The organism is Methylobacterium sp. WL7, assembly GCF_008040085.1.
In the GTDB taxonomy this organism is placed as follows: domain Bacteria; phylum Pseudomonadota; class Alphaproteobacteria; order Rhizobiales; family Beijerinckiaceae; genus Methylobacterium; species Methylobacterium mesophilicum.
The window spans coordinates 1-25077 of record NZ_VRVG01000079.1 but is presented as its reverse complement, the minus strand read 5'-3'; the positions used below and the strand labels follow the sequence as shown (position 1 = coordinate 25077).

Genomic DNA, 25077 nt, shown 5'->3' with positions numbered 1-25077 from the left:
GCGTGGTGCGCCGGCTCAACCCGGCCACCAAGCTCACCGGCACGCCGCTGGTGCCGGTGGTGTACCGGATCAACATGCGCGACCCCAACAGCCTGTTCACCACCCAGGCGTTCCGCATGCGCAACCGTGACCTGATCTACGTCTCGAACGCCCCGTTCACCGAGGTCTCGAAGGTGCTGTCCGTCTTCACCTCCGTCACCGGCCCGGTCTCCTCGGTGGCGACCGCCTACTATTACGCGAAGTAAGCACGGGACGACTTTCGCGCGTCGGCGGAAAACAATCGCGTTCCGCCGCGTCCTCGCGTATGGGCTTTGCGTGCGGTTTGGTGCGGCGCGGGAGCGCCCGGACGGAGCCGCGACCCGCCCGCGCCGGTGGCTGACTCGCGCAAGGATGCCTAGAAGAGCCCGATGAAGATCGGACGCGTCGTCTCCGCCCGCGGGCTGTTCCGGCCCACGCTGTTCCCCTTGAGCCTGTGTCTCGCGCTCCTGTCGGCCGGGCCGGCGGCGGCCGATGTCGTGGTCGGCGTCGCGGTCCCGCGCTCGGGCCCCTACGTGGCGGTGGGCGAGCAGGTGCTGCGCGGCGTCGAGGCCGCGGCCCGGGACGCCAACGCCATGGGCGGGCTCGACGGGCAGCCCGTCACCCTCGACGTGCAGGACGATGCCTGCGACTCGAACACCGCCACCGCGGTCGCCAACCACTTCGTGCGCTCCAACGTGCGCCTCGTCGTCGGCCATGTCTGCTCGAACGCCTCGATCGCGGCCTCCGACATCTACGCCCAGAACGGCATCGTGATGATCAGCGCGGCCTCGGTGTCGGCCCGGCTCACGGACCGGGGGCTGCCGAACGTCTTCCGGGTCTGCGGGCGCGACGACGACCAGGCCCGGCTCTCCGCCGCGGTGCTCGCCGAGCGCTTCCGCGACCGCAAGATCGCGCTGATCCAGGACCAGACCCCGGCCTCCCGGACGCTGGCGGCCGCCACCAAGGACAACCTCAACCGGATCGGCATCAACGAGGCCCTGTCCCTGTCGTTCGCGCCGAGCGACGCCGACGACGCCGCCCTGGTGGACCGGCTCAAGGGCGCGGGGATCGAGGTGGTGTATTACGGCGGCGACGCCGCCGAGATGGGCCGCCTCGTGAAGGTCGCCGCCGATCGCGGCTACCGTCCGCAATGGTTCGGCACCTCGGCGATCGCGACGCCGGACTTCGCCAAGGTCGCGGGCTCGGCCAGCAACGGCGTGCTGATGACCTTCTACCTCGATCCGAGCCGCCAGCCCGCCGCCGCCGCCGTCGTGAAGGCGTTCAAGGCCGAGGGCGTCGATCCCACCGGCTCGACCGTCTACGGCTACGCGGCCCTGCAGGCGCTGGTCGCGGCCGGCAACTTCGCCCACTCGGTCGAGCCGAAGCCGATCGCCCAGGCGCTCCACACGGAGCGGTTCGACGTCGTGCTCGGCACGGTCGGGTTCGATTCCAAGGGCGACGTCACCGCCCAGGGCTATGTTCTGTACGTTTGGAAGGACGGGAGTTTTACGCCCGCCGGGAAGTGAGGACCGGGTCTCAGGCTCCGGCCGAAAGCCGCGCCTTGGCGGCCTGGGCCAGGAAGGCGGATCGGCTCTCGCCGGTCGCCTCGGCGGCCCGGTCGATCCGCCGGAGGAGGCCTTCCTCCATCGAGATGTTGACGCGTACGGCCCTGCCAGGAAGCTCGACCTGCACGAGCGCAATCATCGCGTCGCCGCTGTCCTCTTGAAAACCGGGATAGCCGCGCAACTCATCCAGCCCGCGTAGGCGCGGGGCTTCCTCGCCATCCTCCGCCATCCCGGCGACGTGGAAGGCCAGCATCTCGGCGGCCTTGCGATAAAGCGTGTCGAGATCGCCCGCGACCGTGGTCGCCCCCGGGAAATCCGGGAAGGAGGCGCCGAACCGGCCGTCCTCCTGGTGCACCAGCATGACGACGTGAGCCATATCCGCCATCTCGGTTCTCATCGATACTCAGGGGAGGCTTCTTGCCCAGATAGGTTTGCTGCCTGTCCTCTCACCAAACCCATCCGGCTTGCCGATAGATGCTGCGCAGGGTTCCGGTCGGGATCTCCGACTCGCCTGCGTCGATCGTGACCCGTCCGGGTTTGCTCGCATGCTTGAACTGGATGTGGTCTCCAGGGCCCTTTCGGACAACGAACCATCCGTCCTTCTGAAGTGCCGTCATCACCGCACGGGTTTTGCGCTCGCGCGCCGGTCTCGACATCCCGGGAACACTTTCGGCCCGCCTGCCGCTCCGCGCTTCCTGGGTCAGGGATCCACGCGAAGATTCGATACGACAGCCTGATCCTTGAGTGTTTCCTCCTGCGTAGGATTACACAAGTCGCAGCCCAGAGCAACAATCCGTGTGTATGTTTGCGCAATACCCGTCCGTACGCGATGTGAGAAGGAGGCTTCGCTGCATCTCGTCGGAGCGCCTGATCCGAACAATCTCTCCTACCCCCGTTCGGCGGCATCGACCTCGGCCCCCCGGCCCAGCCCGCGCAGCAGCTCGGCCAGGTGCGGCCGCACCCGCAGCTGGAGCGCGTGGAGCTGGCGGACCGCCTCGCTGAGCCGGCCCTCCCGGCCGAGCATCCCATCCGCGAAGCCGATCATCCGGGCGTTGGGCCAGGCCGGCTCGCGCAGGGCGTGGAGGCGGGCCACCAGGGCCTCGGCGGAAACGTCGGGTTCGGCCTGGGCGAACAGCATCAGCAGCGCCGCCGTGGAGCGCGACAGGCCGTAATGGCAATGGACCAGGAGGTGGCCGGCGCCGTCGAGGTCGCGCCCGAAGCCGAGGATCGCCGCGACATGCTCGGGCTCGGGCGGCACGAGGCCGTCGCCCGGGCCGAGGCAATCGTGGAAGTGCAGGGTCGTGCGGGCATGAGTGCCGTAGGCGGCGAACGCCTCCGGCTCGGGCGTGCCGGGATCGAGCAGCGACAGGACGTGGCTGACCCCGCTCGCGCCGTGCCCGGCCAGCTCCTCCAGGCCGCACACGGTGTGCAGGGTGACGTCGGGCAGGGGCAGGTCGGGGAGGGGCAGGTCGGGGAGAGGCATATCGGAATCGGCTCGCATGGTCGGGCGCCTATCACGGGGGCGGTGCGGTTTCGAGGCGCCATGGCGCCACGGCGGCGGCCCCCGTTCCGCGGGCGCTTTCGAGAACACCCGCGGACGTGCTACCTGCGCGCCGACCTTCCGCCGGCCGGATTGGACACGCTAGAGACGAGATGCCGTTGGACGAGCCCCATGACGCGCCCTCCCGGGCCGCCGGAACCCGCCGCGCGGTCCTGACCGCCGGCCTCGGCGCGGCGATCGCCGTGCCGCTGGCCGCGCCGGCCCTGGCCCAGGGCGCACCCGAGCTGCGCTGGCGCCTGTCCTCGGCCTACGCCAAGAGCCTCGACATCCTGTTCGGCGCCCCCGAGGCGCTCAGCCGGATCGTCGCCGAGGCCACCGACGGGCGGTTCCAGATCCAGGTGCTCGGCCCCGGCGAGCCGGTCCCGGCCGAGACCCTGCTCGACGCCGTGTCGGCCGGCACGGTCGAGATGGGCCACGGCCCTGCGACCCTCGGCCAGGCCAAGGATCCGACCTTCCCGCTCGCCACCGCGATCCCGTTCGGCCTCAACGCCCGGGGCGCCGCCGCCTGGTGGCAGGCGGGGGGCGCCGCCGAGCTGTTCGCCGAGGTCTTCGCGAAATCCGGCCTGGTCTGCCTGCCCGGCGGCAATACCGGCGCGCAGATGGGCGGCTGGTTCCGGCGCGAGATCAAGAGCGTGGCCGACCTCCAGGGCCTCAAGTTCCGCATCGGCGGCATGGGCGGGCAGGTGCTGACGAAGTTCGGCGTCCAGCCGCAGGCCATCCCCGGCCCCGAGATCTACCAGGCCCTCGAGACCAAGAAGCTCGACGCCGCCGAGTGGATCGGCCCCTACGACGACGAGCGGCTCGGGCTGCAGAAGGTCGCCCCGGTCTACCATTACCCCGGATTCTGGGAGGGCGGCGCGATGCTGCACTTCTGGTTCAACGCCGAGAAGTGGAAGGCCTTGCCGAAAGCCTATCAGGCGATCCTGCGCTCCGCCGCCGCCGAGGTCGGGGCCGAGGTCCAGGCCAAGTACGATGCGCGCAACCCGCAGGCCCTGCGCCGGCTGGTCGCCGGCGGCGCGCAGCTGCGGCCGTTCCCGCAGGACGTGATGGAGGGCGCGCTCAAGAACGCCAACGACGTCTATGCCGAGATCGCCGCCAAGAACGCCGATTTCCGCCGGGTGTACGAGGCGATGCGGACCTTCCGGAACGAGGAATATCTCTGGTTCCAGGTCGCCGAATACACCTACGATAACTTCATGATTCGGGCCCGGGCCAGGGGATAGCGAAATCTCGGTTTCAAAAGGTCTTCGACCTTTTGCGGGTGAAGGGCGGAGCCCTTCCTTCTTCGGGGTTCCGCCCCAAACCCTGCCAAGGGGCTGAGCCCTTTGGAAACCCGGCCTTCGCCGTTGCCATCCGGGCGCGCCGACCAGGGGAGGAGACGGCATGATGGGGACCTTGAGACTCGGCCTGGCGCTGCTCGGGGCGGCGCTGCCGCTCCCGGTGGTGGCGCAATCGCCCGCCAACCTCACCGCCCTGCGCGGCCTGGCCCCTGTGGCCCGGCTGCAGGGGAGCCCGGCCGGCAAGGCGGCGCTCGACGCCAACCTGCGGGTGACCGGGGACATCCAGACCGGTGCCCTCAAGCAGCCGACGCTGCTGCCGTTCCCCGAGCAGCAGCAGCTGGCGCTGCGGGACTGCTTCATCACCGACGGCAACGCCTCGGGCCTCGCCGACGGCCTCGGCACGGCGCTCGCCACCGCCTATCAGGCCCGGGCGCGCTACAGCGACGCCAAGACCTTTACCAGCGTCGCGCAGCCGGTGGCCGACCTGATCGGCTACACCAACAACGTCACCAAGTCGGATTCGAATTCCGGCAAGTATTTCTTCGCCAACGGCACGATCCACGGCACGCACCCGGTCTCGGCCGAAGCCGCCGCGCTGCTCACGGACGGCACGGTCACCGACGTGTTCGGCAAGGCCTACGGCCGGCCGGCGGGCAGCCCGGGGGCCGACCGGTTCGGCAATTCCCGCCCGTTCCAGACCCTGCCGCATCTCCAGGCCTATCGCGGCGCGGATTTCTTCGGCGCGGCGTCGCATTCGTTCGACTGGCTGCGCGGTCCCAAGCAGGACCTCGTCGACAGCCCGTCCTATCCCAGCGGGCATACGACCTACGGCTACACCGAGTCGCTGATCCTCGCCCTGCTGGTGCCGGAGCGCTACCAGCAGATGGTCGCCCGCGCGGCCGAATACGGCAACGACCGGATCATCGTCGGGGCGCATTACGCCATGGACGTGATCGGCGGGCGCGCGACCTCGCTCCACGCGGTGGCGCATCTGCTCGCCAACGATCCGGCCTATGTCGGCCAGATCCGCAGGAACCCCGCCGTGATCGACACGAAGGCGACGGACGCGGACAAGCACGTCGGCGTCACCGATTACCGGGCGCTCCTGACTGAGGCGCGCGCCGCGATGACCGAAGCCCTCGCGGCCGGCTGCGGCGGCACGGTGGCGGCCTGCGCGGCGCAGGATACCGGCCGGTTCAAGGACCCGGCCGCCAACGCGGCCTTCTACGAGGCGACGCAGACCTACGGGTTGCCGGTCGTGCACGACGCCACCGCCAACGCCCGGGAGGATGTCGGCACGGTCGCCCCGGAGGCCGGCCACCTGCTGACCGCGGCCTTCCCGGCCCTCACGCTCGCGGAGGCGAACGCCATCCTGACCGAGACGCAGGGCCCCGGCGGCGGCTTCCTCGACGACGGCTCGGAGTTCGGGGTCTATGCCCGGATCAATCTCTACGCGGCTTCCGGCAAGGCGGCGGCGCTGGCGGCGAGCCGGGCGGGGGCGAGCGCGACGCGCTGACGGGGCGCGATTGCGGGGCGTCAGAACACGGCGTGGTCGCCGCGCTCGGCCACGGCCTCGCCCCGGACCAGACGCCCATAGTAGGCGAACAGGGTTTCCGACCCCGTCGACGGCGTGGCCTGCGCATCGTAGCGGCCCGTGGCCGGATCCAGGACGAGCATCGACTCCGTGGCGTAGTAGCGCCCGATGCGGGCGAGTTCGGCCTTGGCGGCGAGCGCCGGGACCCAGCGCCCGAGCGTCGCTAGGACGGCGATGATCGCGTCCAGCAGCGCCACCGGCACGTGCCGGAAGCGCGGCTCGCGCCCGAGCAGCGCGAACAGGTGCTCGCCCTGCGCCCTGGGGGTGATCGCCGCGCCCGGCCCCCCGATCGGGAGCACGCGGTTGCGCCGGGCGTCGTCGTCGATGCAGTCGGCGAGGTACTGGCCGAGATCGTCGTCGCTGATCGGTTTGCAGGCGGTCAGCAGGCCGTCGCCGAAGACCAGGAACGGCTTGCCGCGCCTCACGCGGTCGATCTGCCCCGAGAGCGATTTGAAGAAGGCGGTCGGCCGCACGATCGTGTAGGCGAGGCCCGACCCGATCAGCGCCTGCTCGAACGCCAGCTTGGCATGCTGGAACGCGAGGACCGGCTTCTGGACGCAGATCGCCGAGAGCAGGACGACCTGCGTGACGCCGGCCGCCTGTGCGGCCTCCAGCGCGTTCAGCTGCGCCTGATAGTCGATCGCCCAGGCATCGTCGGGCAACCCGGTGCGCGAGGCGAGGCACGAGACGAGGACGTCGAACGTCTCGCCCCGGATGCCGTCGCGGGCGAGCGCGGCCGGGTCGGTCACGTCCGCGACCCGGGCGGTGGCGCCCGCTGGCAACGGGGCGGGCCGCCTGACCAGGCAGACGACCGCGTGCCCGCGCGACACCAGCGCCCGCACCGTCGCGCGGCCGATCGTGCCGGTGCCGCCGAGGACGAGGACGCGCCGCGGGGTCGGGCCGTTCGGCCGATCCCGGGTCACGATCGCGTCGTCCAAGGGCTCGGACCGCCGATCATGACGACTTTCGTCCGCACGGCCGCTTCAATCCGCTGTGAGCGGGCGCCGCCATCGGACGCTCTCTCCCGAACCGGACAGGCTACGCAGGTTGAGACCTTAGTCGCCGTCATGCTGCGACCGCGGCAGGCTTGGGTCCCCTTTCCCGTGCGGGCTACGGTGTTCACGCATCGGCTCCTATAGGGCGCGACGAACCCCCTCTCCCGTGCGGGAGAGGGTTGGGGTGAGGGATGCGACCTCTCCGGAAAGACCTGATCCCTCACCCGGCTCTCTGCGAGAGCAGACCTCTCCCGCACGGGAGAGGGGACCCGCGCTCCATACTGCGCCCGTGCTGCCGACACCGATGCGTGAATCCGGTAGCCCGTGCGGAAGAGGGGGTGCTTCATGGTTCGCAACAACGTCAATGCCATAAAACCTGGGTCGCCCCCGCCGTCACGGCACCCGCTTGCGCAGCACGAAATTCCCCACCGCCAGGAATTTCTGCGCCCGCTTGCCGGTGTCGACCTCGGTGGTGAACACGTTGCCCTTGGAATCGACCGCGAGGTTGTGGACCCAGTGGAACTGGCCCGCCATGCGGCCGTTCCGGCCGAAGGCGCCCACCGTCGCGCCGGTGGCGCGGTCGAGGGTGCGGACCTCGTTGTTGGCGCCGTCGGCGTTGAGCAAAAAGGTCTCGTCGGCGTCCGGCCACAGGGCCAGCTCCCAGACCGAGCCGTTGGCCCGGGTGTTCTTCTCCACGACGAACTCCTTCACGAAGCTGCCGTCCTTCTGGAACACCTGAATCCGGTTGTTGGTGCGGTCGCAGACATAGACCAGCCCGTCCCGGGCGATGCGCACGCAATGGACCGGGTTGGCGAATTGCTGGCGCGGGGCGGCGGCCGGGTCGTAGGCGCCGAGCTTGTCGTCGGTGGGCGGCTTGCCGTAGGCGCCCCACATCCGCTTGAACGCCCCGGTCTCCCGGTCGAACACGATGATGCGGTGGTTGTAGTAGCCGTCCGCCACGTAGACCTCGTTGGCCGCCATGTCGAAGTCGACGTTGGCGGGCTTGCCGAGGCGGCTGGTGTCCCGGCTGTCGGTCTGGGGGCCGGACTTGCCGATCTGCAGGACGAACTTGCCGTCGGCCGTGAACTTGAGGAGCTGGCCGTCCTGGTCGCCGTTGCCGGCGATCCAGACGAAGCCCTGGCCGTCGATCTGGATGCCGTGCTCGTTGGTCGGCCAGTCGTAGCCCTCGCCGGGGCCGCCCCAGCTGCGCAGGAGGGTGCCGTCCTGGGCGAATTCCAGCACCGGCGGCGCGGGCTTGCAGCACTTGCTGCGCGGCGGATCGAGGCTCGCGGCCTTCTCGTCGTCGGTCAGCGTGCGGGGCCGCTGGACCACCCAGACATGGTCCTGCGCGTCGACCGCGACGCCCGCGGCCTGGCCGAGGATCCAGTCGTTCGGCAGGGGCTTCGGCCAGGACGGGTCGACCTGGAAATGCGGCGCCTCCGCGGGCGCGGCCCCGGCGGGCCCCGCAAGGGCGAGCAGGCAGGCCAAAGCCGGCAGCGCGGTGGAAAGCATCCTCATGGCGTGTCCTCCGGCGCCTGTCCCGGCGCTCGCGGGCAGCATGGCGTCCCGCGCGGCCTGGGGCCAGCGCTCCCGCCCCGGTTCGGTGACACGAGGGACCGAACAGAAAAAAGGCCACTCCCGAAGGAGCGGCCCGAAGTCTAGGGAGGAAACGCCCAAGAAGGGCAGCGGGATCGCGACGCCATCGCCATCCCGCGCTGCACAATCTGCGCGCATGGCCGAAAATTACAAGGCCGTTCGGACAGAAAGGCTGTCCTTTCGTGCGGCCGCACACGCATCGCACCCCCGCTGTGTCGAAAATGTCGCATCTGCATCGCAGCCCAAGAGGACAGACTTCAGGCGATACCGGGCGACAGATCCGACGGTAAACCGTTGAGAAACACGGATTTCGCCGTGCGGAACCGCGGCCCTGCGATGCCGTTCCACTGCGGCAATTCATGACGGCCGCGTGAAGGGACGAATTCGTTACCCGCGCTAGCTGTCCGGCCAAGTCTCCGTCGGGACGGACAAAGAAGGACAGCGTGCGGGTATGGCGATCCAGGGCGAGCGGATCCGGGTTCTCAACGACGTCGAGCCGCGGGCGGACGGGCGCTACGTCCTGTACCTCCTCCAGCAGGCCAACCGCGCCCAGTTCAATCCGGCCCTGGAATTCGCCATCGAGGAGGCGAACCGCCTCGGCCTGCCGGTGGTCGCCTGCTTCGGCCTGCTCGACGGCAAGAGCGGTTTCCCGGAGGCCAACGCCCGGCACTACGCCTTCCTGCTCCAGGGTCTCGCGGATGCGAAGGCGGGGCTGGAGAAGCGCGGCGTTGGGTTCGTGATGCGCAAGTGTGCGCCCGCCAAGATCGCGATCGACCTCGCAAAGGAGGCGGCGCTGCTGGTCCTGGACCGGGGCTACCTCGCGATCCAGAAGGGCTGGTACCGGGAGATCGCGAAGGCGGTGAAGACCCGCATCGTCCAGGTCGAGGGCGACGTGGTCGTCCCCGTCGAGACGGCGTCGAACAAGCACGAATTCGCCGCCCGCACGCTCCGGCCGAAGCTGAACCGGCTCTGGGACCCGTTCATCGCCGACCTGAAGCCGCGCAAGCCCAAGCACGCGGCGAAGGGCGTCACGCCCGACGGCGAGATCGACGTGTCCGATCCGGAGGCGGTGCTGGCCGGCATGAGCCTCGACCGGGAGGTCGGCCCGGTGAAGCGCTTCGTCGGCGGCGAGACCGAGGCGCGCAAGCGGCTCAAGGCGTTCCTCAAGGAAGGGTTCGAGGGCTACGGCAACGGCCGCAACAGGCCGGAGGCGGCGGCCGCCTCGCACATGAGCCCGTTCCTGCATTTCGGCCAGATCTCGCCGGTGGAGATCGCCCTGGCGGTGCGGGAGGCCAAGGCTGGCGACGACGACGACCGCGGCGCCTACCTGGAGGAGCTGATCGTGCGGCGCGAACTCGCCATGAACCACGTGTTCTACACGGAGGGCTACGACGACTACGACAAGGCGGTTCCGGACTGGGCGCGCAAGACGCTCTCCGAGCAGGCCGAGGACGAGCGACCGAACCTCTATTCGGAGGATCAGCTCGCGGCCGGCGAGACCCACGACCTCTACTGGAACGCCGCGATGCGCGAGATGCGCGAGACCGGCTACATGCACAACCAGCTGCGCATGTACTGGGGCAAGAAGATCCTGGAATGGTCGCCCTCGGCGAAGGAGGGTTTTGGCCGGACGCTCCGGCTCAACAACCGCTACTTCCTGGACGGGCGCGACGCGAACTCCTTCACCAACGTCGCCTGGGTGTACGGCCTCCACGACCGCCCCTGGCAGCGCCGCCCGATCTTCGGCACGGTCCGCTACCAGAGCGAGAACTCGCTGAAGAAGTTCGACGCGAAGGCCTATGTGAAGGCGGTGGAGCGGTTGTGCGCGGCGGAGGGCTGAGGGGCGTGCTCGCGCAACGCCGCTTGAGGGTCGGCCAGCGAACGAGGTCGTGAAAACCGGACATGCATGTCCGCTCCGACTTGATGTTCGGACAGAGACGTCCGATGCTGCCCCCATTGAAACGGAGTCCGGGACATGAAGCGGGAGGATCTCATCCGGGATCTGCGGCGCTTCGCCAGGAAGAACGGTCTCGCCTTCGCTCTGCTGAAGGATAGGGGCAAGGGATTGCACTACACGGTCAAGGTCGGCGACAGGACCACCACCGTCCAGAGCGGCGAACTCAAGCCCCTCTGGGTCAAGCGGATCCTGAAGCAACTGGAGATCGACCTCGATGCCTTCTAGGCGAAGGTGTCGCCCCGTCTCGTTTCGGCCTCTTGCACGGACAAAGGTCCGACCATGGATTTTCACTGGACTTACGCGGTCGCGCTCCGGCGTGAGGAGGACGGCTCCGTCGGGGCCTATGCGGCGGCGATGCCCGACGCCGTCGCGTTCGGCGGCGACGAGGCCGAGGCGCTTGCCGAGATGGCGCAGGCCCTGAACGCGGCGGTGCGGGGGCGCATCCATTTCGGCATGGACCTGGAGCCGCCCCCGGCGGCCGTCGCCGCGGCCGAGGGGTTGCACCGGATCGCCCTCGCTCCGGCGCTCGCCGCCAAGGCGACGATCTATGTCCTGTGGCGCGACTCGGGCCTGTCCAAGGTCGCCCTGGCGAAGTTGCTCGATGTCGATGAGCGGGAGGCCCGGCGCGTCCTCGATCCCGATCACCCGACCGGCCTCGACCGGCTGGCCGCCGCCGCGGACGTGTTCGGGCATCGGCTGACGGTCGGCGCCGTGCCGGCGTAACGGCGCGGGGGAGGGGGCGCCCCATTCCCCGCAAGCCACGCTATACCGCAGGTTCCGGCTGTGCGGACGAAGTGCCTTTTCATGACCGAGATGCGGGACGCGCCGACGACGACAGAGCCCGCCGCGTCGGGCCCGAAACGCTCCCGCTACCGCCGTTCGATCACGCGCCTGCGCTCGGCCTCGCGGGAGGCCTATCCGCTTTGGCGGGGGCGGCTGCTGTTCCTCGCGGGCGGCATCTGCGTCGGCCTGGCCGCGGTGCTGATGGCCAAGGGCGCCGACCTCGCGCAGGACGGGTTCCGGCGGCTCACCGCGCCCTCGCCGCTGATCGCGCTGGTGCTCACGCCCGCGGGCTTCGCGCTCGCGGCCTTGCTCGCCCGGACGGTGTTCCCGAACTCGCAAGGGTCCGGCATCCCGCAGGTGATCGCCGCCCGGCACGCCCGGGATGCGCGCTTCCGGTTCTCGCTGATCTCGCCGCGGGTGGCGTGCGGAAAGGTGCTGGTCCTGTTCCTCGGCCTGCTCTGCGGCGCCTCGGCCGGCCGCGAGGGGCCGACCGTGCAGGTCGGCGCCGCGATCATGGCCGCCTTCGGCCGCCTGACGCCGGACCGCCTGCCGGGGCTGTTGCTCGCGGGCGGCGCGGCCGGGGTCGCGGCGGCGTTCAACACGCCGCTCGCCGGCATCGTGTTCGGCATCGAGGAGCTGGGCCGGGCCTACGAGGCGCGCTCGTCCGGCCTGATCGTCGCCGGGATCGTGGCCGCGGGCCTCACTTCCCTCTGGCTGCTCGGCAACTACACGTATTTCGGCACCAGCCAGGCGGAGCTGCCGCTGGCGGCCAGCTGGATCGTGCCGCTGCTGGCCGCCTTGGGCGGCTTCGCGGGCGGGGTGTTCAGCCGGCTGATCATCCTGTTCGCCCGCGGCCTGCCGGGGGCGGCCGGGCGCCTGATCGGGGCGCGTCCGGTGGTCTTCGCGGCACTCTGCGGCCTGTGCGTCGCCCTGTGCGGCCTGGCCTCGAACGGCACCGCGTACGGTACCGGCTACGAGGAGGCCCGGGCGATCCTGCACGGCGACACGACCGCCGGCTGGACCTACGCGCCGCTGAAATTCGCCGCCACGGTGCTCAGCTCGATCAGCGGCATCCCGGGCGGCCTGTTCGCCCCCTCGCTGGCGGTCGGAGCCGGGATCGGCGGCACGGTGCACGGCCTCCTGCCGGACATGCCGGTGGGCGCCCTCGTGCTGATCGGGATGGTCGCCTACCTGACCGGCGTGCTGCAGGCGCCGATCACCAGCTTCGTCATCGTCACGGAGATGACCCAGAACCATACGATGATGATCCCGCTGATGATCGCGGCCATCATCGCCGACGCCGCCTCGAAGGCGATCTGCCGGGGCGGGCTCTATCACACGCTGGCCGAGATGATGCTGGAGCGCGCCGACGTGCCGGCCCAGCCGGTGGCCAAGACCGCCTGAGCGGCGCGGCTCGGGGGGCTTCGTCCCCAAGCCGCGCCGACGGGCGGAGCCCGCCGGAAAGCCCGGGCCTAGGCCGCCCGGACGGTCGCCAGGAAGCGCCGGACCTCGGCCGTGAGGTGCTCGGACTGCCGCGACAGCTCGGAGGCCGAGGCCAGCACCTGAGCGGCGGCCGCGCCGGTCTCCTCGGCGGCACCGGCGACGCCCGCGATGTTGCTGGTCACCTCGCCGGTGCCCATCGCGGCCTGCCCGACGTTGCGCACGATCTCCTGAGTCGCCGCCCCCTGCTCCTCGACGGACGCGGCGATCGAGGCCGCCACGGTGCTGATCTCGCGGATCCGGCCGCCGATGCCGCCGATCGCCGACACCGCGTGGCCGGTCGCGGCCTGGACCTGCCCGATCTGCCGGCCGATCTCCTCCGTCGCCTTGGCGGTCTGGTCGGCGAGCGCCTTCACCTCGCTCGCCACAACGGCGAAGCCCCGGCCGGCCTCTCCGGCCCGGGCCGCCTCGATCGTGGCGTTGAGGGCCAGCAGGTTCGTCTGCGCCGCGATGCCCTGGATCATCGCCACCACGTCGCCGATCCGGGCGACCGTGCCGCTCAGCTCCTGCACCATCGCGGCGGTCTGGTCCGCCTCGGTCACGGCGGTGCGGGCGAGCTGCGACGAGCCGTCGACCTGCCGGCCGATCTCCTGGACCGACGAGCCGAGTTCCTCGGCGGCGGCCGCGACCGTGTTGACGTTGCTGGCGGCCTCTTCGGCGGCGGCCGCCACCGTGGTGGACTGGCTCGCCGTCTGGGTCGCGGTGGCGGTCATCGTCTGGGCGGTGGCCTGCAATTCGGTCGCCGAGGACGAGACCATGCCGACGATCCCGCCGACCGCCTGCTCGAAGGCGTCGGCCATCTGGCGCATGGCGGTGCGCCGCTGCTCCTCGGCCGAGGCGCGCGCCAGGGCCGTCTCCTCCTCCAGGGCCTTCGTGCGGATCAGGCTGTCCTTGAACACCTGCACGGCGCCGGCCATGGCGCCGAGCTCGTCCCGGCGCCCGGTGCCCGGGACCGCCACGGCGAGGTCGCCCTCGGCAAGGCGGCGCATCGATCCGGCCAGCCCCAGCAGGCCGCGCACCACGCGCACCTGCATGATCAGGATCCCGGCCGCCGCCAGGCCGGCCGCGAACACGATGACCGCGAGGGCCGAGAGAAAATCCCGGTTCGCCGCGGCGGAGGCGGCGCTGGCCTTGGCCACGGCAGACTCGATCACCGTCAGCGCGACGTCGACGATCGCCCTCTGGCCCGCGACCACGCCGGCATCCCAGTCGGCGACGGGGAACGTCAGCGTCCGCCCCTCGGAGACCGCTGTCAGGGCGGCCTTGCGCATCGCGCCCACCGGCCCGGCATAGTAGAGCCGATCCGCCCGGTCGTAGGCCTCCTTCACCGAACCGTCGAAGCCGTTGACCCGGATCATGCGCCCGACGAGCTGCCAGGCCGTCCGGTTCTGGGCGTCGGCGCTGTTCAGCTGCGCCCAGTCATCAGGGGTGGCGGCGCGGTCGGCGGCCAGGATCTGGCTCACGACCAGCGCCGCGCGGCCGTCGGTGGTGCGGGCCAGCCACGTCGTCGCCCGGGCATCGATGAGGCTGCCATAGGCCGGGTCGAGGTCTTGGATCGCGCTCTCGGTCGCGTCGGAGGCGGCATCGAGCGCGGCGAGCAGGCGGTTGCCGAGTTCGTCCATGCGCGTGCGCAGGGCCGGGTCGCGGGCCGTCACCGGCTGGTCGAAGGCCGCGTCCAGGGCCTGGCGCAGCTGCCGCCACGCGCCCACCAGGGCCTCCAGTTCGGTGCGCTTCGCCTGCAGCGCCGGATTCGCCACGCCGCCGAGTTGTCCGAGTGCGATGTCGGCCGCCGCATTGAACGGGGCGCGGGCATCGAGCGCGAGTTGCCGGTGCTTCCGGTTGGCCTCGGGCTCCTTGACCAGGGCGGTGAGGCCGTAGCCGCGCTCGATCCGAACCTGCGTGAGGCTCGCGAACAAGTTGCGATCGATGACCATGAAGGTCGTCACCTGATCTGCTATATCCATTCGCGATTTGCTTCTGAGTATTTGTATTCCAGCGAGGAATATGGCGAGAAAACCCAGCATCGCCACGAGGGTAATGACTACAGTTCGGATCGAAAGCGCGCGCACAATTATTGTCCCTGCCTAATCGCCGCGACGGTGTGTCCGAAACATATTCCGAACGGTTAATTCGCTATCGTCGAACCCTTCTGGCCAGGAACAATGACCTTCGTCTGTAGTTGCGGTGCCACGTCCCCGTCGGGCCTTGCCGGTTCGCGGACCGTGTATCTCGCCTTTTAAGCGAGAATTTCGTTGGCGGGGCCGATGCCGTTCTTCCCCGCCGAGGCCGGCCGACGGCTCGACCCGGCCCCGCCGCTAAGAATAAAAGGCTGTCGGAGCCGTGCGCGCGCGGAACGGTCTCGCTTGCGGCCGGTTGAGGGATCGATTGTAGTTCGCCCGTGCCTCGGGCGCATCCGGAGTGACGCGATGACCTTGCTGAAATGGGCCCTCATCTGCTTCGTGATCTCGCTGATCGCGGGCGGGCTCGGCTTTACCGGCATCGCCTCGGGCGCGGGCTCGCTGGCGCGCATCCTGTTCGGCCTGTTCCTGCTGGTCGCCATCGTGATCGTGGTCATCGCCTTCGCGGTCGGCCAGGCGGTGTTCTGAGCCGCGTGGCGGACGCGATGCGGGACACGGTCTGCCTCGTCACCGGGGCGACCAACGGCATCGGCTACGAGACGGCCCTGGGGCTCGCGCGCGACGGCGCGCGGGTCGCCATCGTCGGCCGGGATGCCGGCAAGACGCGGGCGTGTGCGGAGCGGATCCGTTCGGCGGTCCCTGGGGCGGTCGTGGATCCGCACGTCGCGGACCTGTCCGGCCAGGGGGAGATCCGGCGGCTCGCCGGGTCGCTGCGCGAGACGTATCCCCGCCTCGACGTGCTGGTGAACAACGCCGGCGCGATCTTCGACCGGCGCGCGCTTACGGTCGACGGCATCGAGCGCACCTGGGCGCTCGATCATCTCGGCTACGTACTGCTGACGCTCGAACTCCTCGACACCCTGAAGGCCGCGGCGGCTGCCGGGGCTAAGCCGCGCATCGTCAACGTCGCCTCGGCGGCCCATGAACGCGGGCACATCGACTTCGCCGACATCGAGGGCGCCCGGCGCTACGGCGCGATGCGGGCCTATGCCCAGGCCAAGCTCGGCAACGTGCTGTTCACCTACGCGCTGGCCCGGCGGGTGCGGGCCGACGGCATCACGGTCAACGCCCTGCATCCCGGGGTGATCAACACCGGCTTCGCCAAGAACACCGGCGGCCTGTTCGGCACCGCCTGGTCGCTGATGCGCCCGTTCCTGAGCAGGCCCGACAAGGGCGCCGAGACCTCGCTCCACGTGGCGACCGCCCCCGAACTCGACGGCGTCACCGGCCGCTACTTTTCACGGTCCCGGCCAAAGACCTCGTCGGCCGAGAGCCGGGACGAATCCGTTCAGGAGCGCGTCTGGGCGCTGAGCCTCGCGCAGGTCGGGCTCGGCGGCTGATCGGTCTTCGCGACGCCTGCAGGGCGTCGTGCCCCGCCTGGCCCAGTCAGGCCTGCCGCCTCGGTCGGTGCCGCGCACGGCCCGACGCCGCATCGTCGGGGCGCGCGGTTCGTTCGGGCGTCCCTCACACCAGCTGCGGCTCCATGTGCAGGTAGCGCGGATCGAATTCCGCGAAGACCTTCAGGCGCGCCCAGTCCAGGATCGTCAGCGTGCGCTGTCGATGTTGGATCATCTTCTCGGCACGCAGGTCCCTCAGGATGCGGTTGACGTGCACGGGGGTCAGGCCCAACGCGTCGGCCATGACCGACTGGGTGATCGGGAGGGCGCAGCGTCCGTCCTCCTTGACCAGGCCCGCCGCCTTCTGCCGGACGTAGAGTTCACAGAACAGGTGCGCCAGGCGCCTGGGACCGGACCGGCGGCCGAGCCCGATCATCCACTCGTTGGTGATCGAGGCGGTCACCAGCACCTCGCGCCAGAGCGCCGCCATCACATCGTGGTGGTGCACCATCAGGTCGTGGAGGGCGCCGTGCGGGATCAGGGCGACGGTCACCTGTGTGAAGGCGCCGATGCCCAGGTCGGCGGTGGGCAGGTGCAGGCTCTGCAGGTCGGGGATGTCGCCCGCGATGTGGAACGCCAGGAACTGACGCTCCCCTTTCTGCATCAGCTTGAAGCGCCCCATCCAGCCGCTCAGGACGAAGCAGCAGCTCTCCGAGCGATCGCCGGGATGGATCAAGTCGGTGTTCGGCTCCAGGGCCTGCACGGTGACCGGCAGCGCCATGATGGCGCGCTGTGCCGCATCGCAGATCGGCATGTTCCGGGACAACCGCGCCACGAGCATCGCTAGCGGATGGGTCGTCGTCAGCTGCATCTCGCTCCGTCTCGTCTGCTCGACGGAAGCGCACGCCTCTCCCAGTCACCGAGGCCTGAGCTTGAGCGGAAGCCTCGCGTGAGAAATTCACATAGATCAACTCAACCCCGTGAAACCGATCCTGCGCACGGGCTTGGCGTGCCCGCCGCCGAAGCGGATACCGGTTCGGGGTCGGCGAGCGCTCCGAATCGGGGCCCGCTTGAGCGCAGCAGCCACGGGCCGGTGTAACTCAAGGTGGCGGTGTAGATCGGCTTGCCGTCCTCGTCCGTGACGACCACCGAGAACGTGCGGCGGTCGCCGTCGTCCGGCACCTCGTCGCGCGCGATGTCCGGGAGCAGGCGCAAGACATGCTGGCGGACGGCCGGAAGGTCATCGAGCGTGGTGCCTTCGTCATCGCGGGCGACGCCGCCGTCATAGATGTCGAAATAGTAGCGCGGCATGCATAGATTTTGCCGTCGCCAGATTTCATCGGCCACAACGCAGATGAGAGTCCCCGCCACAGAAGGCGATGCCGGGACGGCGTGAGCGGACGCGCCGACCTACCGGCTGGGTCCCGACGACGCGGCGGGTCGGCCGGGCGGTCAGGTCCCCGTCACGCCGCCGCCCGCACCGCGTGGTCGGCCTGGTGCTGGATCTCGATGAACACCCGCGTCACGTCCGGGTTGCGCTGCTTCAGCGCCTTGTCGAGGCGGGTGACGAGGCCCTCGACCTCCCCGGCGCTGAGGTCGTCGGCCATGTCGATGCTGACGTTCACCAGGATGTCGGTCGGCCCGAGATGCTGGGTCAGCACCTCGTTGAGGTGGAGCACGCCGGGCTCGGCGCGCACGAGGTCCGCGATCGCCGCCACCACGGCGGGGTCGGCCGCCTCGCCGATCAGCAGGCCGTGGGTCTCGATCATCAGGAACACCGCCATGCCGACCAGCACGAACCCGATCCCCACCGAGGCCCAGCCGTCGAGGCTCGGCTTGTCGAGCCAATAGGCCAGGACGACGCCCACCAACGCGATCAGCAGGCCAATCAGCGCGGCGGTGTCCTCGGCCAGGATCGTGAACAGGGTCGGATCCTTGCTGCGCCGGATCGCCCGCATCGCCGAGTTCTGGCCCTTCTCGGCCCAGAACTGGCGCACCGCCACGAACCAGGAGAAGCCTTCGGCCACGATGGCGAAGCCCAGGATCGCGACGTTCACCCAGATGCCCGGAAGCGTGTAGCCGAAGACATGGGCGTCCGCGTCCGGCGAGGGGTGGCGGACCCGCTCGACGCCCTCGTAGATGGCGAAGATGCCGCCGCCCAAAAAGATCATCAGCGCGACCACGAAGGCGTAGAAGTAGATCTCGCGCCCGTAGCCGAACGGATGGCGGGCATCGGCCGGCTTCTTGGCCCGCTTCATGCCGACCAGCAGCAGCACTTGGTTGGCCGTGTCGACCACCGAGTGCACGCCCTCGGCGAGCATCGCGGTCGAGCCGGTGAGCGCGCCGCCGACGAACTTCGCCGCCGCGATGGCGAGGTTCGCTCCCGCCGCCGCGTAGATCGCTCCCGTGCTCTCGTGCGCCATCCCGGCCTCCGTGTCCGCCGCCAAACCTCGCCACCCAAGCGTTGCCGTGCGGCAGCGGTTCCCGTGTGGACGCGTGGGGGTGCCCCGTGCAAGCTGAGATCGATCAGGACGCCTTGGAGGACGCATGGCCGACGCGCAGTACGACCCCGACAACATCTTCGCCAAGATCCTGCGGGGCGAGATCCCGTGCCACCGCGCCTACGAGGATGCGGACACCCTGGCCTTCATGGACGTGATGCCCCAGGGCGAGGGCCACACCCTGGTGATCCCCAAGGCGCCGTCCCGCGGGTTGCTCGACGCCGACCCGGCCGCCCTGGCTTCCCTGATGGCGAGCGTCCAGACGGTGGCCCGGGCCGTGAAGGCGGCGTTCGAGGCGGACGGCCTGACCGTGTTCCAGTTCAACGAGCCGGCGGGCGGGCAGACCGTGTTCCACCTGCACATCCACGTCATCCCCCGGTTCGAGGGCGTGCCGCTGAAGCGCCACGAGGGCGGGATGGCCGACAACGCGGTGCTGGCCGAGCACGCGGCCCGGATCCGGGCGGCTTTGGAAGCCGGGCGCTGAAAGTCCCGATTTCACAAGGCCGTTGACGCAGCGCTTTCAAGGTGTTTGGCCACGCGCGCCCCTTTCCCAGACAGGTGAAGCGAAGCGGAACCTGATCCGGGACCCAGCACACGAAGCGCCGCGCCAGCGGCACAGGTCGATCGGACGGACGCTTCGCGCCGTCGTGTGCTGGGTCCCGGGTCGCATTCCGCTGGCGCTGCATGCGCCCGGGAAAAGGACCGTGCAGACCGCGCCGGATGCCTCAAGGGCCAGATCCAGAGTCTTGCCTTGAACCCCGCCAAAGGGCGTGCCCTTTGAGATCCCGGTTCAGGCCGCGCTGGCGATGAGCCGGCGCAGGGCGGCGTTCTCGGCTTCGAGTTCGCTGATCCGCTGCCGCAGGGCGGCCTCGGTATCGATGGCGGACGGGGCCACCCGGGCCGGCTCCTCGAACACCACGCCGATCCCGTCCTCCCGGCGCCAGCACAGGCTGGCCCGGTAGGTCCGGTCCCGCTGCGGGATGTAGAGGTCGAACGCCTGCGGCAGGGTCGTGGCGTCGCTCAGGACCAGCCGGGCGCCCGAGGCCGAGAGGTCGCGCACCAGGCAGTCGAAGCTCGACGAGCCGTTGTTGAAGACGATGCGCCCCTTGAGGAAGACCCTCTGGCGCGTCTCTTTGCGAAGCTCCGTCATGCGGATCAGTGTGCCGGCCAGCTCTTAAGGATTCCTGGCCGAGATACCGTACTCGGGCCTATTCAGCTGATAAAGCGCCGGTCCACCGTCTGGAACAGGTAGAAGCCGTTGAAGCGCACGGCGGTGTCGGCGGCCCGGTCGTCGAAATCCAGGGGCTGCCGGCTGGCGCCGTCGAGCTTGCCTCCGAAGGTCCAGCGGCCGGCGCCGATGAACGGCGGCACGGTGCTGGCCTCCGGCACCGCGCAGCACAGGCCCTCGACCGCCTTGAGCTGGAACAGGTTGTAGCTTCGCATCGGAGTCCCTCCGCTTGGCCGCCCCGTCTGCCGGCTCATCGCGATGCGAAGAATCGGCTTGACCGTAGCCATAATGGCACAATCGGCCGAGTTTGTGACGGTCACGTTTCAGGGACGTTTCGGTCGAGCTCCGCGATCCAGATCCGCGCCGAGCCGTCGGACGGCGCGCGCCAGTCGCCCCGGGGCGACAGCGAGCCCCCCGCCGACACCTTCGGGCCGTTGGGCAGGGCCGAGCGCTTGAACTGGCTGAAGCCGAAGAACCGTTTCAGGAACACCCCGAGCCAGCGCCGGATCTCGGGCAGGTCGTAGGCGACCCGCTTGGTTTCGGGGAAGTCCGGCGCCCAGTGGCCGCGCGCGATATCACCCCAGGCGTGCAGCGCCAGGAAGGCGATCTTCGAGGGCCGGAGCCCGTAGCGCAGCGTGTAGAACAGGTTGAAGTCCTGGAGCGCGTAGGGGCCGATCGTGGCCTCGGTGCTCTGCGGGCTGTCGTCCTGGTCCACCGGCACCAGCTCGGGGGAGATCTCGGTGTCGAGGATCGCCTGGAGGATGTGGTTGGCGTCCGCGCCGACCTCGCGCTGGCTGATCACCCAGCGGATCAGGTGCTGGATCAAGGTCTTGGGCACGCCGGTGTTGACCGCGTAGTGGCTCATCTGGTCGCCGACCCCGTAGGTGCACCATCCGAGCGCCAGTTCCGAGAGGTCGCCGGTGCCGATCACCAGTCCGCCCGCCTGGTTGGCCAGGCGGAACAGGTAATCGGTGCGCAGGCCCGCCTGCACGTTCTCGAAGGTCACGTCGTAGACCGCCTCGCCCCGCGCGAACGGGTGGCCCATGTCGGCCAGCATCTGCCGGGCCGCCGGGCGGATGTCGATCTCGGCGGCGGTGCAGCCCAAAGCCTTCATCAGCGCGTGGGCGTTGGTCTTGGTGGCGTTCGAGGTGGCGAAGCCCGGCAGCGTGTAGGCCAGGATGTCCGAGCGCGGGTAGCCCAGGCGGTCGAACGCCTTGGCGATCACGATCAGCGCGTGGGTCGAATCGAGGCCGCCGGAGACGCCGATCACCGCCTTGCGGGTGCCGGTGGCCTCCAGCCGCTGGGCGAGCCCGGCCACCTGGATGTTGTAGGCCTCGTAGCAATCCTGGGCGAGCCGGGACAGGTCGGCGGGCACGAACGGGAAGCGCTCGATCCGCCGGATCAAGCCGAGATCGTCGGCCGGCGGATCGAGCCGGAAACCGATCCGCCGGTAGGGGAGGGGGCTGCCCGGAACGTTGTCGTCGAAGCTGCCGGCCTGGAGACGGTCCTGCGCGATCAGGTCGAGGTCGATGTCGGCGAGCGTCGCCACCGGGCCGGTGGGGAAGCGCTGGCCCTCGGCCAGCCGCACCCCCAGCTCGTCCACGCTGGTCTGGCCGTCCCAGGACAGGTCGGTGGTGGATTCCCCCTGGCCGGCGGCGGCGTACACGTAGGCGCAGGCGCCCCGCATCGAGGCCGCGCGGGACAGCAGCGCCCGCGACTCGGCCCGGCCCACCGTGATCGGGCTGCCCGAGAGGTTGGCGAGCACCGTGGCGCCCGCGAGCGCGGCCCGCATGCCGGGGGATTCCGGCACCCACAGGTCCTCGCAGATCTCGACCCCGACCACGAGGCCGGGCAGGTCCTCGGCCGGGAACAGCAGGTCCGTGCCGAACGGCGCCTCGTGGACCGCGACCCGGATGGTCTCGCCCGCGATCCCGGCCCCGGAGGCGAAGTGGCGCTTCTCGTAGAACTCCCGGTAGTTCGGCAGGAACGTCTTCGGGATCACGCCGAGGAGCCGGCCGCCCTGGATCGCCAGGGCGCAATTGTAGATCCGGTGGCGCCAGCGCAGGGGCGCGCCGACCAGCAGCAGCGGCCGCAGGGCCGCCGATTCGGCGACCACCCGGTCGGTGGCGGCCTCGACCGCGTCGAGCAGGGTCTGCTGCAGCAGCAGGTCCTCGATCGCGTAGGCCGAGAGCCCGAGCTCGGTGAAGACCGCGAGCGCCGCCCCCGATTCGTGGCAGGTCCGGGCGAGGTCGAGCACCGTGTCGGCGTTGCGGTCGGGATCCCCGGGATGGCTGCGCCCGGTGCAGGCCGCCACCCGGGCGAAGCCGTGACGGTACAGGGACCGGAAGCGCGCCTGGAGGTCGGCGGGGGAGGCGGAAGTCGGCTGGGTCACGGGCGCCTGTCCGGGTGAGGGGTGGCTGCCGGTATCATATGGTGCGCGGCCACGCCCCGGCGACGCATACGCTTCCACCGTCATCGCGAGCGCCGCGAAACAACCCGGGGATCCGCCACTCGCGGGAAACTGCTTCGCGCTGCTCGCAATGACGATGTTGGATGGCCCCCACGCAGCCCGGGAACAGGCCGAAAATCCCATCGTGGTGTCCGGCCCGCGGGGGCGCGACAAGCCTCCGTTAACGACAATTGGTCTAACTCGGGGCAGCCCGCCGGCCACTGGCGGATCCCTGTTTCGAGTATCGTTCGAGAACCCATGCGCGCATCGGGACGGCCTCCGTACTCTCACCGTGACCCAGCCCGCCCCGTCCGCGGCGGCGACCGTTCGGGCCTGTCGCTCGGCGCCCTGGCGCACCGGCTGATGGCCTTGCGGGCGAGCCTCGCCCGCCGCCTGTCCGGCTCTCCGGCCGGGCTGCCCGCCCGACCGGCCTACGGAATTCCCGGCCGCCGGGCGGAGCCGAGCTGGCTGACCGCACCGGCCGCCATGGTCGGACGGGACGGCTTCGAGCGCGGCCCGCGCGCCGGCGCCTCGGCGCCCCCCGAGCACGTCTGGCCGGACCAGGTCTTCGACGACCGGGCGAGCCTCGACGCGCTCGACGAGCCGCGCTTCGAGAGCCGGATCGACCGCAGCGCCTCGACCCCGGGCGTGCTGGTGCGCCAGCCGCGCCGGCCCGCCTCGATCGCCCCCGAGGATTCGCTCCCCGCGTCCCCGGTCCAGGCCGCCGCCGCCCCGGCGGCGCGCTGGACCCGGACGCCCGATTCGGTGCTGCAGGAGCGTCGCCAGCGGGCCCTGGAGGCCGAGCGGGTCGCCCTGGAGCGTGCCCGCGCCGAGGCCCATGCGGCCGCGCAGGCCGTCGAGACCGAGCGCAAAGCCCGCGAGCAGGAGGCCCGGGAGCTGGCCGAGCGAGACCTGGCCGAGCAGGCGCGGCTCGCGACCCCGGCCGCGATGCCCGAGATCGTCCCGACCGAGTTCGCCGAGGATGGCGGGGTCGTGCCGCTGTGGCGCCAGCCCTTCGTGGCGCCCCCGGGCGTCCGCTACTTCCGCACCCCCGACCGCCGTCCGGTTCGGCCAAGCGTCGAGCTGTCCGCTTCGACGGCGGCGATCGCCCCGGTCCCGGTCCAGGGCCCAATGCCGGTCCAGACCCCTGTCCCGGAGCCGGCCGTGCCCGAGGTCGTCGCCGAGGCGCCCGCGCGCGACTGGTCCGACCTGCCGGACTGGTCCGAGGTCCAGCCCTGGTTCGACGGCAGCGACTGGAATGCCGGCGACGGGTCGTCCGTGGAGGCCTGGGCCGCGCTGGCGACCCAGCCCGTGGCTGCCGGCTTCGAGACCGCGGTCGCGGCCGTCCCGGTGATCGCGGCGGCCCAGGCCGTCGCCGACCTGCCGGCGGTCGAGCCGCTATACGAGGCCGCGCAGGCGCAGCCGCCGCGCCCGGTCTACGTTCTCGACCGGCTCGTGCGGTTCGACCAGCCCCCGCGTCCGGCGGACGGCCAGGACAACGGGCAGGACAACGCTCAGGATCACGGCCAGCCGGCCGACCTGCAGAATGCCGAGACGGCGGCGATCCGGGACGCATTCCTGCCGGCCAAGCCCGCCCTGGCGCTGGTCTTCGGCCCCGGCAGCGCCGCCACCGAGGCGCCCCGCCGCGCCCCCGCGCTCTGCGCCATGGCGGCCCGGGCGGCGATCCGCGCCGCCGGCCAGCCGGTCATGGCCGCCCCTGTGGCCGCCCCTGTGGCCGCGCCCGAGCATCAGCCGGAGTTCCGGCCGGTCCAGGACACGATGGCCTCGGCGGCCGCCGATCCGCTCCGGGTTCCCTCGGACGCCGACCGGGTGGTGATCCCGATGACCCCGCGCACCGTTCTGCTGCGCGGCAAGATGGCGCCGCAGCCCGAGCCCGCCGCCGAGCCCGAGCCGGCTCACGCCGAAGCCGCCCCGGAGCCGGTCGAGGCGCCCGCCGCCCAGCTGGCCGCGGTGCCCGCCGCCGCCCTGCCGCTGGTGGCGCCCCGGGCGCACCTGATCCCGGCCGGCCGTCACCTGGAGATCGCCAGCGTCGAGAACGCCGATTACGAACTGCCCTCGCTCGGCCTGCTCGCCCTGCCGGACGAGAGCGGCGCCGAGGAAGTCGACGCCGACGTGCTGGAGCAGAACGCGCTCAACCTCCAGCAGACGGTGCAGGATTTCGGCGTGCGCGGCGACATCCTGGCGGTGCGCCCCGGCCCGGTCGTGACGCTCTACGAGCTCGAGCCGGCGCCGGGCACCAAGTCCAGCCGCGTCATCGGCCTGTCGGACGACATCGCCCGCTCGATGTCGGCGGTCTCGGCCCGCGTGGCGGTCGTCCCCGGCCGCAACGTCATCGGCATCGAACTGCCGAACGAGACCCGCGAGACGGTCTATCTCCGGGAGCTGCTCTCGGTGCCGGACTTCTACGAGAGCAAGCACAAGCTCGCCCTCTGCCTCGGCAAGAACATCGGCGGCGAGCCGATCATCGCCGACCTCGCCCGGATGCCGCACCTGCTCGTTGCCGGCACCACCGGCTCGGGCAAGTCGGTGGCGATCAACACCATGATCCTGTCGC

Annotated in this window: 23 protein-coding genes and 1 pseudogene; 12 read left to right on the top strand and 12 right to left on the bottom strand. The window is 70.7% G+C overall.

Annotated features, from left to right (window positions below; genetic code table 11):
* A pseudogene (locus tag FV233_RS18905) lies at window positions 1–245 on the top strand (sugar transporter); the annotation flags it as partial.
* A gap of 162 nt (window positions 246–407) precedes the next feature.
* Window positions 408–1544, top strand: a complete 1137-nt coding sequence (locus FV233_RS18900) for a branched-chain amino acid ABC transporter substrate-binding protein (RefSeq protein ID WP_147856889.1) — start codon at window positions 408–410, stop codon at window positions 1542–1544.
* 10 nt (window positions 1545–1554) lie between these two features.
* Here FV233_RS18900 and FV233_RS18895 read toward each other — a convergent pair whose 3' ends face one another.
* From FV233_RS18895 to FV233_RS18885, 3 genes are all read right to left on the bottom strand, one after another.
* Complete coding sequence (locus tag FV233_RS18895; RefSeq protein ID WP_147898407.1) at window positions 1555–1959, bottom strand: type II toxin-antitoxin system HicB family antitoxin; 405 nt, start codon at window positions 1957–1959, stop codon at window positions 1555–1557.
* 70 nt (window positions 1960–2029) lie between these two features.
* Window positions 2030–2239: a type II toxin-antitoxin system HicA family toxin gene (locus FV233_RS18890; protein WP_147898406.1), complete on the bottom strand. Its 210-nt coding sequence runs from the start codon at window positions 2237–2239 to the stop codon at window positions 2030–2032.
* Between the two features lie 230 nt (window positions 2240–2469).
* Entirely contained in the window at window positions 2470–3066 is a 597-nt protein-coding gene (locus FV233_RS18885; RefSeq protein ID WP_147898405.1) for a protein-tyrosine-phosphatase, read from the bottom strand.
* Window positions 3067–3236: 170 nt separating this feature from the next.
* Between FV233_RS18885 and dctP the strand changes: the two genes are divergently transcribed.
* Both dctP and FV233_RS18875 read left to right on the top strand, forming a co-directional pair.
* A complete protein-coding gene (gene dctP / locus FV233_RS18880) occupies window positions 3237–4367 on the top strand; it encodes a TRAP transporter substrate-binding protein DctP (protein ID WP_147898404.1) in 1131 nt (376 codons plus the stop codon).
* Window positions 4368–4527: 160 nt separating this feature from the next.
* Window positions 4528–5940 carry a phosphatase PAP2 family protein gene (locus tag FV233_RS18875; protein WP_147898403.1) on the top strand — a complete coding sequence of 471 codons (1413 nt, stop codon included), beginning with the start codon at window positions 4528–4530 and terminating at the stop codon, window positions 5938–5940.
* A 20-nt stretch (window positions 5941–5960) separates the two neighbouring features.
* Here the strand turns inward: FV233_RS18875 and FV233_RS18870 are convergent, their stop codons facing one another.
* Window positions 5961–6956 (bottom strand): NAD(P)H-binding protein, encoded by a 996-nt coding sequence (locus FV233_RS18870; protein ID WP_246690028.1) that lies wholly within the window; start codon window positions 6954–6956, stop codon window positions 5961–5963.
* A gap of 450 nt (window positions 6957–7406) precedes the next feature.
* Window positions 7407–8531, bottom strand: a complete 1125-nt coding sequence (locus FV233_RS18865) for a hypothetical protein (protein ID WP_147898402.1) — start codon at window positions 8529–8531, stop codon at window positions 7407–7409.
* A 529-nt stretch (window positions 8532–9060) separates the two neighbouring features.
* Here FV233_RS18865 and FV233_RS18860 point away from each other — a divergent pair.
* From FV233_RS18860 to FV233_RS18845, 4 genes are all read left to right on the top strand, one after another.
* A complete protein-coding gene (locus tag FV233_RS18860) occupies window positions 9061–10449 on the top strand; it encodes a deoxyribodipyrimidine photo-lyase (RefSeq protein WP_147856856.1) in 1389 nt (462 codons plus the stop codon).
* Window positions 10450–10584: 135 nt separating this feature from the next.
* Window positions 10585–10791: a hypothetical protein gene (locus tag FV233_RS18855; RefSeq protein WP_147856857.1), complete on the top strand. Its 207-nt coding sequence runs from the start codon at window positions 10585–10587 to the stop codon at window positions 10789–10791.
* Window positions 10792–10845: 54 nt separating this feature from the next.
* Window positions 10846–11289 (top strand): hypothetical protein, encoded by a 444-nt coding sequence (locus FV233_RS18850; protein WP_147856858.1) that lies wholly within the window; start codon window positions 10846–10848, stop codon window positions 11287–11289.
* 90 nt (window positions 11290–11379) lie between these two features.
* On the top strand, window positions 11380–12753 hold the full coding sequence (locus FV233_RS18845; RefSeq protein ID WP_147898408.1) for a chloride channel protein: 1374 nt from the start codon (window positions 11380–11382) through the stop codon (window positions 12751–12753).
* A gap of 68 nt (window positions 12754–12821) precedes the next feature.
* On the opposite strand, the gene FV233_RS18840 is transcribed toward FV233_RS18845, so the two are convergent.
* Window positions 12822–14813: a HAMP domain-containing methyl-accepting chemotaxis protein gene (locus FV233_RS18840; RefSeq protein ID WP_246690027.1), complete on the bottom strand. Its 1992-nt coding sequence runs from the start codon at window positions 14811–14813 to the stop codon at window positions 12822–12824.
* Window positions 14814–15275: 462 nt separating this feature from the next.
* Here FV233_RS18840 and FV233_RS18835 point away from each other — a divergent pair, with 462 nt between their 5' ends.
* Together FV233_RS18835 and FV233_RS18830 are read left to right on the top strand one after the other, a co-directional pair.
* Window positions 15276–15455, top strand: a complete 180-nt coding sequence (locus FV233_RS18835; protein WP_007566531.1) for a DUF1328 domain-containing protein — start codon at window positions 15276–15278, stop codon at window positions 15453–15455.
* A 17-nt stretch (window positions 15456–15472) separates the two neighbouring features.
* Window positions 15473–16327: an SDR family oxidoreductase gene (locus FV233_RS18830; protein WP_147855035.1), complete on the top strand. Its 855-nt coding sequence runs from the start codon at window positions 15473–15475 to the stop codon at window positions 16325–16327.
* 124 nt (window positions 16328–16451) lie between these two features.
* Here the strand turns inward: FV233_RS18830 and FV233_RS18825 are convergent, their stop codons facing one another.
* The 3 genes from FV233_RS18825 to FV233_RS18815 all read right to left on the bottom strand — a co-directional run bounded on the left by FV233_RS18825 (window position 16452) and on the right by FV233_RS18815 (window position 18747).
* Window positions 16452–17195, bottom strand: a complete 744-nt coding sequence (locus tag FV233_RS18825; RefSeq protein ID WP_147855029.1) for a Crp/Fnr family transcriptional regulator — start codon at window positions 17193–17195, stop codon at window positions 16452–16454.
* A gap of 101 nt (window positions 17196–17296) precedes the next feature.
* The gene (locus tag FV233_RS18820; RefSeq protein WP_308447701.1) at window positions 17297–17635 is read right to left on the bottom strand and encodes a hypothetical protein; all 339 of its coding nucleotides are present in this window, start codon (window positions 17633–17635) and stop codon (window positions 17297–17299) included.
* Window positions 17636–17787: 152 nt separating this feature from the next.
* Window positions 17788–18747 (bottom strand): cation diffusion facilitator family transporter, encoded by a 960-nt coding sequence (locus FV233_RS18815; protein ID WP_147855030.1) that lies wholly within the window; start codon window positions 18745–18747, stop codon window positions 17788–17790.
* 124 nt (window positions 18748–18871) lie between these two features.
* Here FV233_RS18815 and FV233_RS18810 point away from each other — a divergent pair, with 124 nt between their 5' ends.
* The gene (locus tag FV233_RS18810; protein WP_147855031.1) at window positions 18872–19309 is read left to right on the top strand and encodes an HIT family protein; all 438 of its coding nucleotides are present in this window, start codon (window positions 18872–18874) and stop codon (window positions 19307–19309) included.
* A gap of 306 nt (window positions 19310–19615) precedes the next feature.
* Here FV233_RS18810 and FV233_RS18805 read toward each other — a convergent pair whose 3' ends face one another.
* The 3 genes from FV233_RS18805 to FV233_RS18795 form a co-directional block, all read right to left on the bottom strand.
* Window positions 19616–19975 (bottom strand): PilZ domain-containing protein, encoded by a 360-nt coding sequence (locus FV233_RS18805; RefSeq protein WP_147855032.1) that lies wholly within the window; start codon window positions 19973–19975, stop codon window positions 19616–19618.
* Window positions 19976–20037: 62 nt separating this feature from the next.
* Window positions 20038–20268, bottom strand: a complete 231-nt coding sequence (locus tag FV233_RS18800; RefSeq protein ID WP_147855033.1) for a hypothetical protein — start codon at window positions 20266–20268, stop codon at window positions 20038–20040.
* Window positions 20269–20369: 101 nt separating this feature from the next.
* The gene (locus FV233_RS18795) at window positions 20370–22445 is read right to left on the bottom strand and encodes an NAD(+) synthase (protein ID WP_147898400.1); all 2076 of its coding nucleotides are present in this window, start codon (window positions 22443–22445) and stop codon (window positions 20370–20372) included.
* Between the two features lie 315 nt (window positions 22446–22760).
* Here FV233_RS18795 and FV233_RS18790 point away from each other — a divergent pair.
* A partial coding sequence (locus FV233_RS18790; protein WP_281408005.1) for a DNA translocase FtsK occupies window positions 22761–25077 on the top strand: 2317 nt, incomplete at its 3' end.

What these genes read in the sequence shown, in the direction of transcription:
- FV233_RS18850 (WP_147856858.1), top strand. Translation starts at nt 10,846, where the DNA reads ATGGATTTTCACTGGACTTACGCGGTCGCGCTCCGGCGTGAGGAGGAC.
- FV233_RS18805 (WP_147855032.1), bottom strand. Translation starts at nt 19,975, where the DNA reads ATGACGGAGCTTCGCAAAGAGACGCGCCAGAGGGTCTTCCTCAAGGGG.
- FV233_RS18895 (WP_147898407.1), bottom strand. Translation starts at nt 1,959, where the DNA reads ATGGCTCACGTCGTCATGCTGGTGCACCAGGAGGACGGCCGGTTCGGC.
- FV233_RS18860 (WP_147856856.1), top strand. Translation starts at nt 9,061, where the DNA reads ATGGCGATCCAGGGCGAGCGGATCCGGGTTCTCAACGACGTCGAGCCG.
- FV233_RS18810 (WP_147855031.1), top strand. Translation starts at nt 18,872, where the DNA reads ATGGCCGACGCGCAGTACGACCCCGACAACATCTTCGCCAAGATCCTG.
- FV233_RS18830 (WP_147855035.1), top strand. Translation starts at nt 15,473, where the DNA reads ATGCGGGACACGGTCTGCCTCGTCACCGGGGCGACCAACGGCATCGGC.
- FV233_RS18900 (WP_147856889.1), top strand. Translation starts at nt 408, where the DNA reads ATGAAGATCGGACGCGTCGTCTCCGCCCGCGGGCTGTTCCGGCCCACG.
- FV233_RS18825 (WP_147855029.1), bottom strand. Translation starts at nt 17,195, where the DNA reads ATGCAGCTGACGACGACCCATCCGCTAGCGATGCTCGTGGCGCGGTTG.
- FV233_RS18845 (WP_147898408.1), top strand. Translation starts at nt 11,380, where the DNA reads ATGCGGGACGCGCCGACGACGACAGAGCCCGCCGCGTCGGGCCCGAAA.
- dctP (WP_147898404.1), top strand. Translation starts at nt 3,237, where the DNA reads ATGCCGTTGGACGAGCCCCATGACGCGCCCTCCCGGGCCGCCGGAACC.
- FV233_RS18865 (WP_147898402.1), bottom strand. Translation starts at nt 8,531, where the DNA reads ATGAGGATGCTTTCCACCGCGCTGCCGGCTTTGGCCTGCCTGCTCGCC.
- FV233_RS18855 (WP_147856857.1), top strand. Translation starts at nt 10,585, where the DNA reads ATGAAGCGGGAGGATCTCATCCGGGATCTGCGGCGCTTCGCCAGGAAG.
- FV233_RS18815 (WP_147855030.1), bottom strand. Translation starts at nt 18,747, where the DNA reads ATGGCGCACGAGAGCACGGGAGCGATCTACGCGGCGGCGGGAGCGAAC.
- FV233_RS18875 (WP_147898403.1), top strand. Translation starts at nt 4,528, where the DNA reads ATGATGGGGACCTTGAGACTCGGCCTGGCGCTGCTCGGGGCGGCGCTG.
- FV233_RS18820 (WP_308447701.1), bottom strand. Translation starts at nt 17,635, where the DNA reads ATGCCGCGCTACTATTTCGACATCTATGACGGCGGCGTCGCCCGCGAT.
- FV233_RS18835 (WP_007566531.1), top strand. Translation starts at nt 15,276, where the DNA reads ATGACCTTGCTGAAATGGGCCCTCATCTGCTTCGTGATCTCGCTGATC.
- FV233_RS18890 (WP_147898406.1), bottom strand. Translation starts at nt 2,239, where the DNA reads ATGTCGAGACCGGCGCGCGAGCGCAAAACCCGTGCGGTGATGACGGCA.
- FV233_RS18885 (WP_147898405.1), bottom strand. Translation starts at nt 3,066, where the DNA reads ATGCCTCTCCCCGACCTGCCCCTCCCCGACCTGCCCCTGCCCGACGTC.
- FV233_RS18840 (WP_246690027.1), bottom strand. Translation starts at nt 14,813, where the DNA reads ATGGATATAGCAGATCAGGTGACGACCTTCATGGTCATCGATCGCAAC.
- FV233_RS18800 (WP_147855033.1), bottom strand. Translation starts at nt 20,268, where the DNA reads ATGCGAAGCTACAACCTGTTCCAGCTCAAGGCGGTCGAGGGCCTGTGC.